Origin of the sequence: Geminocystis sp. NIES-3708 (assembly GCF_001548095.1) — a bacterium.
Taxonomy (GTDB): Bacteria; Cyanobacteriota; Cyanobacteriia; order Cyanobacteriales; family Cyanobacteriaceae; genus Geminocystis.
Map to the genome: position 1 here is coordinate 2,175,654 of NZ_AP014815.1, position 16,657 is coordinate 2,192,310.

At 31.1% G+C, this 16,657-nt stretch carries 16 protein-coding genes; 9 read left to right on the forward strand and 7 right to left on the reverse strand.

Annotated elements, in window-relative coordinates:
- Positions 1 to 54 precede the first annotated feature (54 nt).
- Entirely contained in the window at positions 55 to 2,958 is a 2,904-nt protein-coding gene (locus tag GM3708_RS09620; RefSeq protein ID WP_066346083.1) for a hybrid sensor histidine kinase/response regulator, read from the forward strand.
- A 117-nt stretch (positions 2,959 to 3,075) separates the two neighbouring features.
- Positions 3,076 to 4,254, forward strand: coding sequence for a PleD family two-component system response regulator (locus GM3708_RS09625; protein ID WP_066346084.1), 1,179 nt, complete (start codon positions 3,076 to 3,078; stop codon positions 4,252 to 4,254).
- A gap of 300 nt (positions 4,255 to 4,554) precedes the next feature.
- Here the strand turns inward: GM3708_RS09625 and GM3708_RS09630 are convergent, their stop codons facing one another.
- Positions 4,555 to 5,370 (reverse strand): class I SAM-dependent methyltransferase, encoded by an 816-nt coding sequence (locus GM3708_RS09630; RefSeq protein ID WP_066346085.1) that lies wholly within the window; start codon positions 5,368 to 5,370, stop codon positions 4,555 to 4,557.
- Positions 5,371 to 5,612: 242 nt separating this feature from the next.
- Here GM3708_RS09630 and GM3708_RS18700 point away from each other — a divergent pair, with 242 nt between their 5' ends.
- The gene (locus GM3708_RS18700) at positions 5,613 to 5,789 is read left to right on the forward strand and encodes a hypothetical protein (protein WP_158505860.1); all 177 of its coding nucleotides are present in this window, start codon (positions 5,613 to 5,615) and stop codon (positions 5,787 to 5,789) included.
- Positions 5,790 to 5,836: 47 nt separating this feature from the next.
- Complete coding sequence (locus GM3708_RS09635) at positions 5,837 to 7,174, forward strand: histidine phosphatase family protein (RefSeq protein ID WP_066346090.1); 1,338 nt, start codon at positions 5,837 to 5,839, stop codon at positions 7,172 to 7,174.
- 40 nt (positions 7,175 to 7,214) lie between these two features.
- Here the strand turns inward: GM3708_RS09635 and miaA are convergent, their stop codons facing one another.
- A complete protein-coding gene (gene miaA, locus GM3708_RS09640; RefSeq protein ID WP_066346092.1) occupies positions 7,215 to 8,099 on the reverse strand; it encodes a tRNA (adenosine(37)-N6)-dimethylallyltransferase MiaA in 885 nt (294 codons plus the stop codon).
- 142 nt (positions 8,100 to 8,241) lie between these two features.
- On the opposite strand from miaA, the gene psaK reads away from it, so the two are divergent.
- Complete coding sequence (gene psaK, locus GM3708_RS09645) at positions 8,242 to 8,508, forward strand: photosystem I reaction center subunit PsaK (protein WP_066346094.1); 267 nt, start codon at positions 8,242 to 8,244, stop codon at positions 8,506 to 8,508.
- A gap of 285 nt (positions 8,509 to 8,793) precedes the next feature.
- Here psaK and GM3708_RS09650 read toward each other — a convergent pair whose 3' ends face one another.
- A complete protein-coding gene (locus GM3708_RS09650; protein WP_231932893.1) occupies positions 8,794 to 9,705 on the reverse strand; it encodes a metallophosphoesterase in 912 nt (303 codons plus the stop codon).
- A gap of 216 nt (positions 9,706 to 9,921) precedes the next feature.
- On the opposite strand from GM3708_RS09650, the gene rsfS reads away from it, so the two are divergent.
- From rsfS to GM3708_RS09665, 3 genes are all read left to right on the forward strand, one after another.
- Complete coding sequence (gene rsfS, locus GM3708_RS09655) at positions 9,922 to 10,344, forward strand: ribosome silencing factor (RefSeq protein ID WP_066346095.1); 423 nt, start codon at positions 9,922 to 9,924, stop codon at positions 10,342 to 10,344.
- A 42-nt stretch (positions 10,345 to 10,386) separates the two neighbouring features.
- Positions 10,387 to 10,893 (forward strand): CGLD27 family protein, encoded by a 507-nt coding sequence (locus tag GM3708_RS09660; protein ID WP_066346097.1) that lies wholly within the window; start codon positions 10,387 to 10,389, stop codon positions 10,891 to 10,893.
- 108 nt (positions 10,894 to 11,001) lie between these two features.
- The gene (locus GM3708_RS09665) at positions 11,002 to 11,955 is read left to right on the forward strand and encodes an asparaginase (RefSeq protein ID WP_066346098.1); all 954 of its coding nucleotides are present in this window, start codon (positions 11,002 to 11,004) and stop codon (positions 11,953 to 11,955) included.
- A 7-nt stretch (positions 11,956 to 11,962) separates the two neighbouring features.
- On the opposite strand, the gene GM3708_RS09670 is transcribed toward GM3708_RS09665, so the two are convergent.
- The 4 genes from GM3708_RS09670 to accC form a co-directional block, all read right to left on the reverse strand.
- Positions 11,963 to 12,556: an SIS domain-containing protein gene (locus GM3708_RS09670; protein WP_066346101.1), complete on the reverse strand. Its 594-nt coding sequence runs from the start codon at positions 12,554 to 12,556 to the stop codon at positions 11,963 to 11,965.
- Positions 12,557 to 12,721: 165 nt separating this feature from the next.
- On the reverse strand, positions 12,722 to 13,534 hold the full coding sequence (locus GM3708_RS09675) for a squalene/phytoene synthase family protein (RefSeq protein ID WP_066346103.1): 813 nt from the start codon (positions 13,532 to 13,534) through the stop codon (positions 12,722 to 12,724).
- A gap of 351 nt (positions 13,535 to 13,885) precedes the next feature.
- Complete coding sequence (locus tag GM3708_RS09680; protein ID WP_066346108.1) at positions 13,886 to 14,461, reverse strand: hypothetical protein; 576 nt, start codon at positions 14,459 to 14,461, stop codon at positions 13,886 to 13,888.
- 63 nt (positions 14,462 to 14,524) lie between these two features.
- The gene (gene accC, locus GM3708_RS09685) at positions 14,525 to 15,874 is read right to left on the reverse strand and encodes an acetyl-CoA carboxylase biotin carboxylase subunit (protein WP_066346113.1); all 1,350 of its coding nucleotides are present in this window, start codon (positions 15,872 to 15,874) and stop codon (positions 14,525 to 14,527) included.
- A gap of 128 nt (positions 15,875 to 16,002) precedes the next feature.
- Here accC and GM3708_RS09690 point away from each other — a divergent pair, with 128 nt between their 5' ends.
- A complete protein-coding gene (locus GM3708_RS09690) occupies positions 16,003 to 16,584 on the forward strand; it encodes an HPP family protein (protein WP_082714051.1) in 582 nt (193 codons plus the stop codon).
- The last annotated feature ends 73 nt before the right edge of the window (positions 16,585 to 16,657 follow it).

Consider the following 16,657-nt stretch of genomic DNA (forward strand, 5'->3'; position numbering starts at 1 on the left):
AATAATGTTTGATTTTTCTTCAATATTTAACTGAAAAAATAGCTTATTATACTAATGGATAAAGAAACGCAAATTAAGTTCAATTTTTTAGAAGAAGCACAAGGGTATTTAGATCAAATTGAATCAGTATTATTAACTTTAAATAGTGACACTTGCGATCCTTTTGGTCTTGATCTTGTATTGCGATCAGCACATTCTCTTAAAGGTGGTGCGGGAATGATGGGATTTTCTTATTTAAGTCAAGTTTCTCACCGTATTGAAGATTTTTTCAAAATTCTCAAAGTCAAAAATGATCCTCTTTTATTTACCAGTGAAGTGGAAAGTTTACTTTTAAAAGGAGTTGATGCTTTAAGAGATATTGTCACTTTCTATCGTCAAGAAACTCCCATTGATAACGATTTTATCGAAAATCAAATTAATCCTATTTTTAAAAATTTACGACAATATTTAGGAGATTTAGAAGAAGATGACGAAAATGCCCTTTTTGCCCTTGAACAAAGCTCTGGTGTTGAATTAGAGCTATTTGAAGAAGAAGTTGATCGTCTTTTAAATCAATTTGAGCAGCAGATTTTTTCTCTTTCAGGGGAAGAATTACAACAGGGTTTAATTGTCTTATGTGCAGAGTTGATAGTATTTAGTCAAATGGCAGATATTGAACCTTTTACCGCACTTTCTGAGTCTATCCAAGCCCAAATTTTATTTATGGAGACTGATGATTTACCGAATTTTGCACATCAGGCGGTGAATATTTGGAAGCGATCGCACTCTCTTGTATTACGAGGAAGTTTAGATAAAATTCCAACTATATTTGAGCCAGAAATCTTTAATTTTGATACTTCATTGAATGAGACGAATTGGGATGAAATCGAAGGTTTTAATTTAGACATAGAAACAGAATTTAATCTTGATGATGAATACTTGACACAATTACAACAATCAGAGTCATTATCATTAAAAGATGTAGAAATTAAAATACCTCAAACCATCTTAAATAATCAAAATAAGAAAATTATTGAGCCTTCTTTGACAAAAGATAACACATCGGAACAAGCCTTACAAATGGTGAGAATCCCTGTCAAACAATTAACTCAATTTAATACTATTTTTGGTAAATTAATTCTCGAAAGAAATACTATTAATCGTCAATTGGAAGAGTTGAAAAACTTTGCTTCTTTATTACGAGACAGAATGATTCAATTAGAAGAATCCCAACAACAGTTAACGAAATGGTATGATAGAGCTTCCATTGAAGGATTAATAACTTCATCTTCTCAAATTTTAACATCTGCCATCAGTAACGGTTCATCTAATACCATCCTTAAAGAGTCTCAAACTGATAATTTCGATATTCTGGAAATGGATCGTTATACAGATTTACATTTGATTTCTCAAGAACAGATTGAAACCATTGTACAACTCAAAGAGGTTAGCACCGATATTCAGTTAGGATTGTTAGATATGCAAGGGGTAATCGGAGAGTTAAATCAAACTACTACCGCCTTGCAAAAAAATATCACTCGTACACAAATGACTCCTTTTGCCGATGTTGTCAAAGTGTTTCCGAGAATGATGCGAGATTTATCAGTACAATTTAAAAAACAGGTTAAACTCAACATTAAAGGTGAAGGTACTTTAATTGATCGATCCATTTTAGACAAACTTAATTCACCTCTCAATCATTTATTACGCAACGCTTTTGATCATGGTATAGAATCCTCTGACAATCGTATTGCTAAAGGTAAATCTCCTCAAGGTAATATTACTATTGCGGCGGTTAACCGTGCTAATCAAACCATTATCACCATTGAAGATGATGGAGACGGTATTGCCTTACAGAAAATCAAAAATCGCCTCTTACAACAAGGTATTCCTTCATCAGACATCGAGAAAATGTCAGAAGCTCAAATTCTTGACTATATTTTTGAACCCGGATTTAGTACAAAAGACAAAGTAACTGAACTTTCTGGCAGGGGAGTTGGTATGGATGTTGTAAAAACTAATTTAAGAGAAATTCGAGGAGATATTCAAGTAAAAACAAAAGAAGGTATCGGTACATCTTTTATTATTAATATCCCTTTTTCTCTCTCAGTTTTACGAGTTATGTTATTAGAAAGAAGTGGGCTTGTTTTTGCCATTCCAATGAATAGTATTCGAGAATTAAAATCTTTTAACACTTGGGAAATTAATACCATTGATAACCAAGATAAAACCCTTTGGAAAGGGGAAAACATACCTGTTATTAAATTAGAACAACATTTAATTTTTAATCGTCCTTATAAATCAAATCCTCTCAAAGGAAATCCAAAAATTGATCGCTCAACCTTTGTAATAGTAGGAGATAACGACACTCTAGGAGGTATTTATCTTGATCGAGTTTGGGGTGAACAAGAAGTGACTGTGTATCCGATACAATCTCCAATTCCTTTAACTCTTGGCTTCAATAATTCCATTATTTTGGGTGACGGGCGAGTAATTCCTTTAATTGATCCTTCTGAAATGTTGCAAGAATGCTTAGGAAATTCCGCCTCATCAATTCAGGTTGATAATTCTGTGAGCAAATTAACTAAAATCTATCATCCAGCACCATTTCGCAATCATATTTTAATAGTTGATGATTCCATTAATGTGCGTAATTACTTAGCTTTAACCCTGGAAAAAGCTGGTTATCAAGTAGAAGAAGCAAAAGACGGTAGGGAAGCAGTAGATAAATTATTTAATGGTTTATCAGTAAAAGCGGTAATTTCCGATGTCGAAATGCCTCGTCTTGACGGTTATGGATTATTAGAAGAAGTAAAAGGGAAAAAAGAATTTCATAATTTACCAATTATTATGTTAACTTCTCGCAGTAATGAAAAACATCGAAAAGTAGCTTTTAACTTAGGGGCAAGTGCCTACTTTTCTAAACCTTATAACGAACAAGAATTATTACAAAAATTAGAACTTTTAATTACTAAATAATTATGAAAAATAAACACTTTATTAATCAAAATAACATATATTTTCGATGTCAAAATTACTAATTACTTGAGCGAATACCATTTGCCTCTATAAATTACTCATCACTTATTACCTATTATGAATACTACCTTAAAACCGATTAATTTATTTGAAGACCTTAGTTTATCATCTACAACTGGTCAATTAGAAATTAGAAAAAATGCTGTTTCTTGGCAACTTTCTTTACTAGATGGAAAACTAGAATTTGCGACTCATTCGTTACAATCAGGAAATACCCTTAAATATTATTTACGCAGTATTGGTTATGAAAATACAGTCAGAATTGATTTTTTAACAGAAAATAAAACTAATATTAAACAGCTAATTTATTTTTTAGAAAAAGATAATTTTATTAATGCTAAACAAAAAGCTATTATACAAAAGAAAATTACAGAAGATGCTTTAGAATCACTTTTTTGGCTCAGTAAACATCATAATGAATCAGTTTTAAATCCAGAAATAAAACCTTTACAGTGGCAAAAAAATGAAGTAATTAATTCTGAATATTTATTAGAAATTAAGCCATTAATTAAAAAAATTGAACAACGATGGCACCTATGGCAAAAATTAAGTCCTACTATTATTTCTCCTCATCAAAGACCAACTTGTGCTAATACTTCTTTACTTGAAAAATCCGTTCCTTCAGGTACTTTTTCTCTTGGAGTGTTAAAACAATTAGTAAAATTAATGCATGGCTTAAGTCTGCGTGAATTAGCTTTTTTTGTTAAACAAGATGAATTAAAATTAGCCCAATTACTATCTACTTATATTAAACATGGAATTTTACAATTACACCCTCCTAAATCACCCTTAGATTTATTACCTCAAATTCCTCAACCAATTCCACAAAAATTATCTCCCAACTTACCTACAACTAAAAAATTAGTCCCTGTTGAACAAAAATATACTATTGTTTGTATTGACGATAGTCCTGCAATGTTAGAAATAATTAGCTCTTATTTAGATGCTGATAAATATAATTTAACAACTATTCCAGATCCTATGAAGTCTCTTTCTTCTCTGTTTAAAAGCAATCCTGATTTAATTATTATGGATGTTTCTATGCCTGGAATTAATGGAAATCGGTTATGTCAAATTCTTAAAAGTAGTCCTATTTTTAAATTTGTTCCTATTATTTTAATTAGTGGTGAAACAAACATTAAAAAGGATATTTTAGAATCAACAGGTGCAAGAGATTTTCTCCCAAAACCTTTTAATAAAGAAACCCTAATTAATCTTATTCATAAATATTGTTAACTGAAAACTATTTAATTTTATTAAAAGAATAAAGCTGATTTATTATAGGTTAAATTAGATCATAAAACCCAACATTTTAATGAATATTATATTTAGGTAATTGCCCTAAAAATTTTCAAAAATGTGCTATTTTTTGTGCCAATAATTGCTCTTGTTTTCTTAATTCTACATCAAATAAGAAAAATTATGTATAGAAAATTATGTTTATAATAGTGATCATAATTTAGTAAAAGCCTTATAGTTTTTAAGAAATTATGATTAATTTTGATATAGAATATATTCTTTTACTTCCTGATATTTTTAATTAATTTTTTGAAAAACATAACTTAAATAAATCATTTCACCATTAACAAAACCATTGTATATTTTACTATTTTTAATTCCTGCAAATTCTTGAAAAACATGACGTAAAAATTTAGGAACATTGAGATTAATTAAATCTAGTTTTGATTCATTTACTAATTCTAATGCTTTAACCACATTAGCCGTTATATTTTCTTTTTTAATTTGTTTTAATCCTGATATTAAAAAAATATTTTCTAAATTTTCTAGCTCACTAACAGGACGTAAATCTACCCAAGCAAAAATTCCATCAGGTTTTAAAACTCTCTTAACTTCTTGTACAAAATTAGTCATTGAGCCATAACAATGGGAAGATTCAACATTAATAATAACATCAAAAGTATCATTATCAAAAGGTAAGTTTTCACTATCTCCTTGTTTATATAATAAGTTAGGAAGATGATAAAGTTTATTCGCTAATAAAGTATTTTGTTCAGAAAAATCAACTCCTATAATTTGCTCAGGGTTAAATGTTTTTGCTAGAAAAAAAGCTCCACCTCCTCTACCTGATCCTATTTCTAAGACTTTTTTTTCTTCTAAATTTATACCATTAATTACATATTGATATAATTGAATAAAATAACGATTTTTTATATCATCACCAGTTAAATTTAAAGTTGCTAATTGTGAGTTTAAATCAGCAAATCCATAGTTCATAAATTCCCAATCAGATTTTTGATAAGAATTTGCTAAAAATTCGTACCACCAACGCCATAGTTTACGTTTTATTTTGGGTGATACTTCTGTTAAGAAGATAAAAATATTTTCTATCATTATTAATTTTGATGATTGTTTATTTATTTTTTATACTGTATCATAATATTTAATTTAAAAAGTTCAAAAAGCTCAAAAAGCTCTAAAAAACTGTTAAGCTGAAACAGATTTAACTTACATTTTTTATTAATTCTTAACAAGAGGTTTAAACCTCTTGCCTTGACTAAAAACTTGCTTTTTATTGTATGAGTGCCTACTCTCACCAATAAAATTAGAGGCAAACTAGCTTAATTACGGTTTGTGTGTGGGAATCAAAAACTATTTCTTCTATCGTCTGTCAGGATAATTCACGAATTATATCTACTAAGCTACAAATAAAAAATTGCCAAAGTAGAGCAAAATTCTTCGTAGTAGATAAAATTTATATTGCACAAAAGTTAGATATAATTACCACTGACAGAATTGAGAATATAGCTTAACCTATTCTTAACCGTAAATTGAACACTTATACTAATTAAATATTCTAATGACTACTCGTGTAATCATCGTTCGTCATGGTCAAAGTAGCTACAATGCACAAAAAATGATACAAGGGCGTTGTAATGAGTCAATAATTACTGAAAAAGGAGAAATTCAGGCAAATTTGCTAGGAAAAGCCTTAAGTAATTTAAAAATTGATGGTTTTTATTGTAGCCCATTACAAAGAGCCCATAAAACTGCTCAAATAATTCAAGAATTAAATCAACATCAACCAAATTTAACCGTTGCCGAAAAATTACGAGAAATTAATTTACCCATATGGGAAAAGTGGAAAAAAGAAGACGTAAAACGAGAATATCCGAATGAATATAAACAATGGAAAGAAAAACCCCATGAATTAAAAATGACGTTTGACGGTGAAGAAATTTATCCTGTTTTAGATTTATACCGTCAAGCCGAAGAATTTTGGCAAGAAATCATTCCTCACCATCACAACGAAACAATTTTAATCACTGCCCATAATGGCATTAATCGTTGTTTAATTCTTACTGCCTTGGGTATGGAAGCTAGTCATTATCATAGCATTCAACAATCTAACTGTTGTATCAACGTACTTAATTTTACTGGTGATTATGGACAACCAGTACAATTAGAATCTCTTAACCAAACTTCACATTTAGGGATGCCGTTACCTGATTATCGCCCAGAGCAAAAACAAGGATTAAGATTGTTATTAGTGCGTCATGGGGAAACCGAGTGGAATCGTCTGTCAAGATTTCAGGGAGTCAAAGATATTCCTTTAAATGATAATGGCAGACAACAAGCACAAAAAGCCGCCGACTTTCTGAAAGATATTCCTTTAGATTTTGCGGTAACAAGCCCATTATCTCGCCCGAAAGAAACCGCAGAGATAATCTTGCAAAATCATCCTAATATTACCTTAACCACCAAAAAAGATTTAGAGGAAATTTCTCATGGTTTATGGGAAGGTAAATTAGAAAAAGAAATAGAAGCTGAATATCCAGGATTATTAAATCAATGGAAAGAAAAACCAGAAACAGTACAAATGCCTGAAGGAGAAAACTTAGATGATGTTTGGCAAAGAGCAATTAATTCTTGGCAAGAAATCGTCAAAGAAAATTTAGAAGACGGCAAAATGAAAACTGGTTTAGTCACTGCTCATGATGCTATAAATAAAGTAATTATCTGTTATTTATTAGGTTTAAAACCAGCTAATTTTTGGAACATTAAACAAGGTAATGGTGCAGTTACTGTCATTGATTATCATAATGGCTTAGATGGAATGCCCATTTTACAAGCTATTAATTTAACCAGTCATTTAAGTGGTGGTGTTTTCGATCAAACTGCTGCTGGTGCACTGTAAGTAAGTAATAAGTAATAAGTAATAAGTAATAAAAAAATTCTTAATTGTTAATTTTATCCCATACTTCTTCTATTAAATTGGAAGAATCTCCATTAAACCAAATAATATTTTTATTGGCATTAAACCAGGTGTGTTGTCTTTTTGCAAACTGGCGAGTATGAATAATGATTAATTCTTCTGCTTCGCTTAAGGAAATTTGTCCTTTTAAATACTGTTTAATTTCTGCATATCCCAAGGTATTTAATAATTGCAAATCGAAACCATATTTATTAATCAAATTTTCCGTTTCTGTTACTAATCCCATTTCTAGCATTATTTTTGTGCGTTGTTCGATACGTTTATGAATAGCATCTCGATTCCAATATAAACCAATTTGTAAGATAGGATATAAAGGTGGATTTTCTCCCTGTTGCTCAGAAATTGGTCTTCCTGTAACATAGTAAACTTCTAATGCTCTAATCGTCCTAATTTCGTCATTATAGTGAATTTTTTTACAGGATTTAGAATCAACCTGTTGTAAAAAACCATATTTTTCTTGTTGACTATAATATTCTAACTGCCATCGCAAATTCGGTTGAGGAGAAACACGAGGAATTTTCAAGCCTTTTGTAATAGAATCTAAATATAAACCAGTACCACCTACTAATAAAGGAATAGAAGAAGAAGAATTAATAATATTTTGTGCTTTTTCTTGATAATCAGCTAAAGTTAAAGTTTCTGTGGGGCGACAAATATCAATCAAATAATGAGGTACTAAAGTTTGTTCCTGTAAAGTTGGTTTAGCCGTTCCAATATCAAAATCCTGATACACTTGACGAGAATCAGCACTAATAATAATTGTATTCAATCTTTGAGCCAATTTTAGGGCGAAAGAAGACTTACCACTTGCTGTTGCACCACAAATAACGATTAAACCTGTTTTCATCTTATTATTTCTTAACCTCAAGTTAACAGTTTACATTAATTAACAAAAATGCAAAGTATTGCAACAAAATAATTATTTTTTACCCTTCACGAATTAAAATTAAGACTTTGAAAACATTATCAATTATTTTTGGAGAACATTAGTGTTATATTTAACCTCTTTAGTTGCCACCGCTATTCCTACTACCATTACATGGAATCTAAACGTTGCCATCACTATGATCATTTGTAATATTATAGCGATCGCCATTGGTAAATTCAGTATCCAACAACCTAACTCAGGACCTCAATTACCTAGTCCTGAATTATTTGGTGGTTTTGGCTTACCAGCCGTATTAGCTACCACCAGTTTTGGACACTTGCTAGGTGCTGGAGTCATTTTAGGCTTATCTAGTTTTGGTGTACTATAATATCAGCCAATAATGATTCAAGGAATAATGGACAATAGTGTTTTTTCAATGTTCACTTTATTGTCCATTGTCAATAGTCTATTTATTATTTGATCTCACCCCACTTCGATGTAAAAACTTTGAAAAATAAAGATTGAAGACTGATAACATCTCAAATTTTACCAACTGAAAATAATTAAATTTGATCCATAATTGTCGAAAATCAATTTGAATAATGTTTAAGTTAATTCTTTCCTCTTCCCCTGTTCTCCTAGTATCATTTTCCCCAACAAATATATATTGAACTTACGTGGGCTTGTGTAAAGTAAAAATTGTAATTTCAGGACGACAATTAAAACGAATATAAGGATAAGCCATTCCAACTCCACGATTAGTATATTGAATCATATTTTTAACTTTATAAAAACCATCAATATATATTTCCCCATAAGGAGGTAAAAAAGGTGCTCCAAAAAAAGGAATTGTTATTTGTCCACCATGAGAGTGACCTGATAATTGTACATCAAAACGATTAGTTGCGGCACTTTGGGGTGCAAAATCTGGTTCATGAACTAAAAGAATATTAACTCCTGTTTGTGGTAATTTTTCCAAAACTAAATCCAAATTATCTTTACCAAATAAAATATCATCTAGTCCAATAATATTAAAGATACTGTTATTATTTTTAATACTGTAGATCTCATTTTTTAAATTAATAATATTAGCTTCATTTAAGCCTTCTTGAACTAAGTCAACATTTGTACTATAATCATGATTTCCCAAGACGGAAAAACTTTTATAACGAGGTTTTAATTTCTTGAGAGTTTTACTTAAAACTTGTTTATCATCCTCAAAAGATCTGGTTACAAATTTAGACTTATAAAAACCTATTTTATTCATAACTCGTTGAAAGATAGAAGAAAATTTATTGAGATAAGAAATAGAACCTGTATTAACTCTATGGGAATAAGTAATGTTATCAGAGAAAAAATCTCCTGTTAAAACTACTATATCTGGTGTTTGCTCATTGATTAAATTAACAATATTTTCTAACCTTTTTTCTGTCATCCATTCGCTGATATGAATATCACTGACTTGAACTATTTTCCATCCTTCAAATTCTTGACTTAACTTAGGTAAATTTAGATCAATATTTTTTAATTCAATCCATTGTGGCTCTATTTGATAAATATAAATCAAAAAAGTAATAATACTCAAAATAAAAAGAGTTATTAATAAGGAAAGAAAGCGTAATGAACTACAAATACATTTTATTAAAAATCTCATATTAGTAATAAAAAAACATTTATAAATTGTTAATTTTTAGATATCAAATCGTCAATTTATGATAACTACAATTCAAATTAGCAAAGATGAATTAACCAAAAACCTTAGCATCTATTTATAATTGTAGAAAAGAGATCAAGAATTTGAATGACTAAATCACATTTACACATCGAAAACTATTCCACCGAACAAAAAATTAATCAACCAACTTCGTCTTCTATAAGCAGTCAGGAATTTGCTTTAATGATTGCTGATGCTGCTGATGATCGCAAGGCAAATAACATCATATTGTTAAATGTAGAGAAATTATCTTATTTAGCAGATTATTTTGTGATTATGACAGGTTTTTCTCAACCACAATTGCGAGCAATTTCTATGGCTATCGAAGATAAAGTTTATGAAAAATTACATCGTCTTCCTACAAGAATAGAAGGTAAAAATGAAGGAAATTGGATACTTCATGATTATGGTGACGTTATTGCTCATATTTTCCTGCCAGAAGCCAGAGATTTTTACGATTTAGAGGCTTTTTGGGGAAGTGCAGAAAGAACTATTTTTCAAAGTAAGTAAGAAAAAAATATTGATAAGCTGTTGTTAATTATTAATTGATTTATGAATCAACCTTCAACTACTTTTTGTCCTGTACCACCAGAGCAACAACCTGTAAATGAATATCAAGAATTAGCACAATCATGGTTTTTCCAATGGGCGACATTATCTAAGTGGGAATTTGCCCTTAAACTAACGAAGGTATGGATATTAAGTTTATTCATTTGTACACCTATTTCCGCAGCAAGTTTTTTCCCAAAAGAACAAAGTTTCGCCTTTATTTTGTCTAGTGGTTTAGGTGCATCTTTATTTGTTACTTTTTCTTTAGTCCGTTTATATTTAGGGTGGTCATATATTGGCGATCGCCTAAAAAAAACAAAAATAGTCTATGAAGAGTCAAGTTGGTATGACGGTCAAATATGGGAAAAACCTTTAGAATTTTATCGTCGAGATCAACTTATTTTTCAGTATCAAGTTCAACCAATTCTAATTAAGTTAAAAAAAAGTTTTATCTTGTTATTAAGTTTAATAGGCACTGGTTTATTGGCATTATGGATAACTATCAATTGACAATCAAGACTAGATAATAGACAATGAACACAGAATGATTAAGGAATAGGGAATAACTAATTTATCTATCTATTACTTATTACTTATTACTTATTACTTAGATTAAAAATGACAAGATTAAAACGTCCTCCCCATCCTCGTTTAGAAATACACCTTCTCAGAGAAGGCATCGTTGAATCGATTCATCAAGGAGAAGTTGTAGTTGCCGATGATAGAGGTAGAATTCTCGCTGTGGCTGGAAATACAGAAACCGTTTCTTTTATGCGATCAGCTATGAAACCATTTCAAGCTCTAGCTGTTACAAGTACTGGAGTAATGGAGAGATTTGACTTAAATGATAAAGATTTAGCCATTATTTGCAGTTCCCATCAAGGTAATATAGAACAAGCCAGACAAGTATTTAATATTTTGTGGAGGGCAGATATTGAACCAAGTTATCTTAAATGTCCTATTCCTAACGGAAAAGATAGTGCCTTACAATATAACTGCTCAGGAAAACACGCAGGAATGTTAGCTGTGTGTCAACAGAGAAATTGGAATTTAGATAATTATTTTCATCGTTCTAATCCTGTACAACAATTAATCTTACAGAAAGTAGCTGAATTATTATCTATTCCAGCGGCTGAAATTATGACAGCTAGAGATGATTGCGGAGTACCAACTTACGCCCTAGAGTTAGGACAAATGGCTACTCTATACGCCAAACTAGCTTCAGGTAATAACATCGATTTAGAAAGAATTATTCGAGCTATGACAAATCACCCCACAATGATAGCAGGAGAAGGAGCTTTCGACACTGAATTAATGAATTTGACTGACGGAATATTAGTTAGTAAATCAGGAGCTGAAGGTATCCAATGTATTGGTAATATGAGTCAAAATATGGGTTTAGCTATCAAAATTCTTGATGGTAGTAAACGGGCAAAATGTGCCACCGCCATTCATGTTTTAAAACAAATGGGATGGATTAGCCCTACTGTAGCTGAAAATTTAGGAGACAAGTTTCTGCGCATTGATGACTATAAACGTCTAGAAGTAGCAGGGGAATTATCTTTACTTTAATAAGATTTTAACTTGCTACCAAAGGCTTTTCGATGGTGTTATGAGCAAATAATTGAGCCTCTACTTGTTCACAAATACGATGATATGTCATTAAATGTATTTCTTGGACGTACGGAGTATTTTTTTCCCTGACAAAAAGAGGATGATCAATTAAATCCCTCATCATACCACCGTTATTTCCTGCCATACCAATAGTGATTAAACCTCTTTTTTTAGCTTCTTTCAAAGCCAGAATCACATTTTTAGATTTTCCCGAAGTGGACAATACCCATAAAATATCTCCCTTTTTACCAAAAGATTGTACTTGACGGGCAAAAATTGTTTCAAATTCATGATCATTACTCCACGCTGTTAAAGTCGCTGGATTTGTACCTAATGCAATAGCTGGTAAACCCGGACGTTCAATTTGAAATCTGCCGACAAACTCCGCCGCTATATGTTGTGCATCTGCCGCCGAGCCACCATTGCCACAAATCAATAACGTATTTCCACCTTGAAAGCAAGAGGCAACAACATCAATTACGTTATCTATATCATCACAGTATTCTTGATTAAAAGATTCTTGTAAACATTGTAGTCTTTCTTGTACCCAGTAATTCAACTTTTGCCTCCTCTAATAAAATTTAGAATATAAAATTTAGAACTTAGAAACAACAATTAAGTTAAGATTCGTTGAAGTTCTATATAATCTCGTTATCTATAAACAAATAAATTTCTTCCCTCTTACCCCCATCAGTATATTTTATTGTGGGTGCAAGATCTCAATTTAACCACATACTTGGGCAACCAAAGCCATCACATCATTACGTGTTAGCTTAGGTTTACCTAAAATTAAGACTTCTAAAGTAGCATGAGCAAGAGTTAAAGGTATTTGACAAAATTGTAAAGCAGGACCTTTTGGTAAAGACTTTGCATAAGCATCAGCTAAACTGAGATTATAACGGGCATAATGGTGCATATCTTCTAACTCCCAACCTTGAGGAAAAAAACTCACTCCTCTAATTTTATCTTCTTGATGATTTCGGAGAATATTGACTGCTTGTAAGCCTCTACCAAAACCAATAGCATCCTCTCGATTTGTTTGAGTGTTGTCATACCATCCCCATAAATCAGATAATAATAAACCCACAGAACCAGCTACACTAAAAGTATATTGATCCAAATTAGATTTAGTTTTAATTGTCCAATTATTTTCTGACCAATAAGCCATTCTATCAGCCATTGCTCCTGTAGCGTCCCAAATTCTTCCTGCGATACTAGGAGGTGCAAGTAAAGCCCATTCACCAAAACGATAACTAACCTCAGGTATTATATACTCATAGGATTTAATTGCTTTTGCCATTTCCTCATGGGTAATATGTTCATGACCTGATTGTAAAGCTAGACTAATATCTCTTAATATTTTAGCTTTGGTAAGATTATCAATGTGCGGGTGATCTTCAATTTCATCGATAGCTCTCATACATAAGTAAGCAGATGTAACGGCTTCTTGTAATCCATTTGGTAAACGACTAATGGGAATATAAAAAGTTCGACTTGTTTCCTTAAGTATTTTTAAGGCATCTTTCTTCAAATTCATTGATATTAACTCCTCACGCCCACACAATGGGACAATACTAATACTGTTTTAGGTAATCTTAACCGAATCTTCTTCAAATAGAACGAAAAAATTGTTTTCTCAATAGAAATATTTTCATCTACAATTTTGAGTTGAGATAAGAAATTGATGATTATTCTACTATAAAGACAGACTTTTTGTGAAATAGTAGTAAGATTTGCAGATTTATTTTTTAATCATTAATTATTTGCCAATGATTTAGGATTGCTATAGGGAAATAGGATTTTAACAAATTACCTAGAATAATTATTTTTATTAGGTTTAAACACTATTTATAGTGGTTTGTGGACAATAATCTATCTACATTCAGCCTTATTGCTTAATTTCTAAAGGTTTTAAAGTAAAAAGACTGAGTATTTTTTCTTCTTCTTGAAATTCTGAAAATCTAATCTTTTTAAGTTCTTTTTCTCCTAAAATAATTGAATAGTTAAAAAGCTGATAAGTAGTCAGTAAATTAGGATAACTAGGAGCAAATTTTTCCCAAGTAGTTTCTCCTTCAAAAACTAAACCTGAATCAATTTTTAAGCCAATTTCTTCTTCTAAACCTCGATAAGCACCCATTAAAGGAATTTCATTTTTCGTGAGTTTTTCGGTTATTGTTGATAATTCTCTTTTTCTGACTACACTACTTAAAAATATTTGCTGATCTTCTATTAATTGAAAATATTTATTTCCTAATTGAAATTTAACATCAATAGAACTAACCTTTAATAATCGTACTAATTTCTCATTAATAATTTCTAAGGTTGATTCTCCTTTTTCTATTTCTGTGAATAACTCTTCAAGAGTTTTATTTCCATATTGATGATGCCAATTCGTTGTATCAATATTATGTTCAAATAGTAAATTAACTAATTTTTCATAACTATTATAATTATCAATATTCATTAGTATTTTTAATATAGTTTAATTATTTCTTTTAGTAAAAAGAGATTTTTCTTCAAAAGAAAATTATAAATTTAGAATATTTTTTTCGACAAAGTTTGTGTAAACATTTCCTGCTAAAAATTCAGGGTTTTCTAAAATTTTACGATGAAAATTAATGGTTGTCGGGACACCTGTTATAGCACATTCTCTTAAAGCTCGTTTCATCCGTTTTATGGCAGTATCTCTATCTTTACCCCAAACGATCAATTTTCCGATAAGAGAATCATAATAGGGCGGAATAACGTAGTCTGGATAAACAAAAGAATCCATCCTTACCCCAGGACCACCGGGTGGTAAATAAGCGATAATTTTCCCCGGATTTGGACGAAAATCATGATCAGGATCTTCCGCATTGATTCTACACTCAATGGCATGACCTCGAATTTCTATATCTTGCTGACGGAATGATAATTTTTCCCCCTGAGCGATGGCAATTTGTTCTCTAATTAAATCTAATCCCGTAATCATCTCTGTGACAGGATGCTCTACTTGAATACGGGTATTCATTTCCATGAAATAATAATTACCATATTTATCCAATAAAAATTCTACCGTACCAGCTCCAACATAATTAATAGATTTTGCGGCTTTTACGGCGGCTTGTCCCATTTTTTGGCGAATTTTAGGATTTAAAGCAGGAGAAGGAGCTTCTTCTAATAATTTTTGGTGTCTTCTTTGAATAGAACAATCACGCTCTCCTAAATGAACTACATTACCATAACTATCCGCTAAAATTTGAAACTCAATATGACGAGGTAATTCGATAAATTTTTCAATGTAAACTCCCGCATTCCCAAAGGCGGCTTCGGCTTCTCCTTGGGCGGCTGCTAATAATCGACTTAAATCACATTCTTCTTTAACTAAACGCATCCCTCTACCACCACCACCAGCAGTAGCTTTAATAATTACGGGATAACCGATTTCTGCGGCAACTCTGGCCGCTTCTTGTTCATCGGTAATTAAACCTTTACTACCCGGAATTGTTGGAACACCAGCATTTTGCATGGTTTTTTTAGCCGTAGATTTATCTCCCATAGCAATGATAGAATCTGGACTAGGACCAATAAATTTTAATTGATGATCACCACAAATTTGGGCAAAACGAGCATTTTCCGCTAAAAATCCATAACCGGGGTGAATTGCTTCCGCACCTCTAGTTAAAGCCGCCGAAATAATATTAGGAATGTTTAAATAACTTTTATTACTAGGAGGAGGCCCTATACATACACTTTCATCTGCTAATTTTACATGAAGGGCGTTACGATCGATGGTAGAATGAACAGCAACTGTAGCGATACCCATTTCTTCACAACTGTGAATGATGCGCAGAGCGATTTCTCCTCGATTAGCAATTAAAATTTTGGCAAACGGCATTTTAAAACATTAAATCTAATATCTTTTGTATCATATTTTGTTTTTGCACTCGTGGCAATTTTTCTATAACAATCTCCATAAAATTTTTGGTATATTTTTATACATAATGTAAAAATAGCATTGATAAAATGTTAAAGTATATTCGTCATATTCAAAAAAGATTAAGAAAGAAAAAAGCCTATCGCATAGCGAAATACATTATTTATCGGGAAACAATTTTAAAACCAATCGATCATTTATGGACTTTTTTGGGTGCTTTTTTTGGCATTTCTCTGATTGGATTCTTACAAAATTCTCAACTACCATTATCTGATCATGTTTTTTTGATTGGCTCTTTTGGAGCATCTGCTGTGTTAATTTATGGTGCAACAAATAGCCCCTTAGCTCAACCAAGAAATTTATTTGGTGGTCATCTTATTGGTGCTTTTATTGGTGTTAGTATAGCTAAATTAATTCCTTCACCAAATTTTATTTGGATTGCGTCAGGTTTAGCCGTAGCTTTATCCATTGTTTTTATGCAAATATCAAAAACCTTACATCCTCCTGGCGGAGCAACGGCTTTAATTGCTGTGATTGGTTCTACAAAAATTAAGGCTCTAGGATTTTTGTATTTATTTAATCCTGTATTCAGTTCAATTTTTATTATGTATATAGTCGCTCTTATTTTTAATAATATTCCCGATGATCGATCTTATCCTTATCGCAAATAATCATTTATTTTGAACAAGTTTAATAAAGTAAGATAGAGACAAAATAACGTTATGCAATAATAGAATATCATTT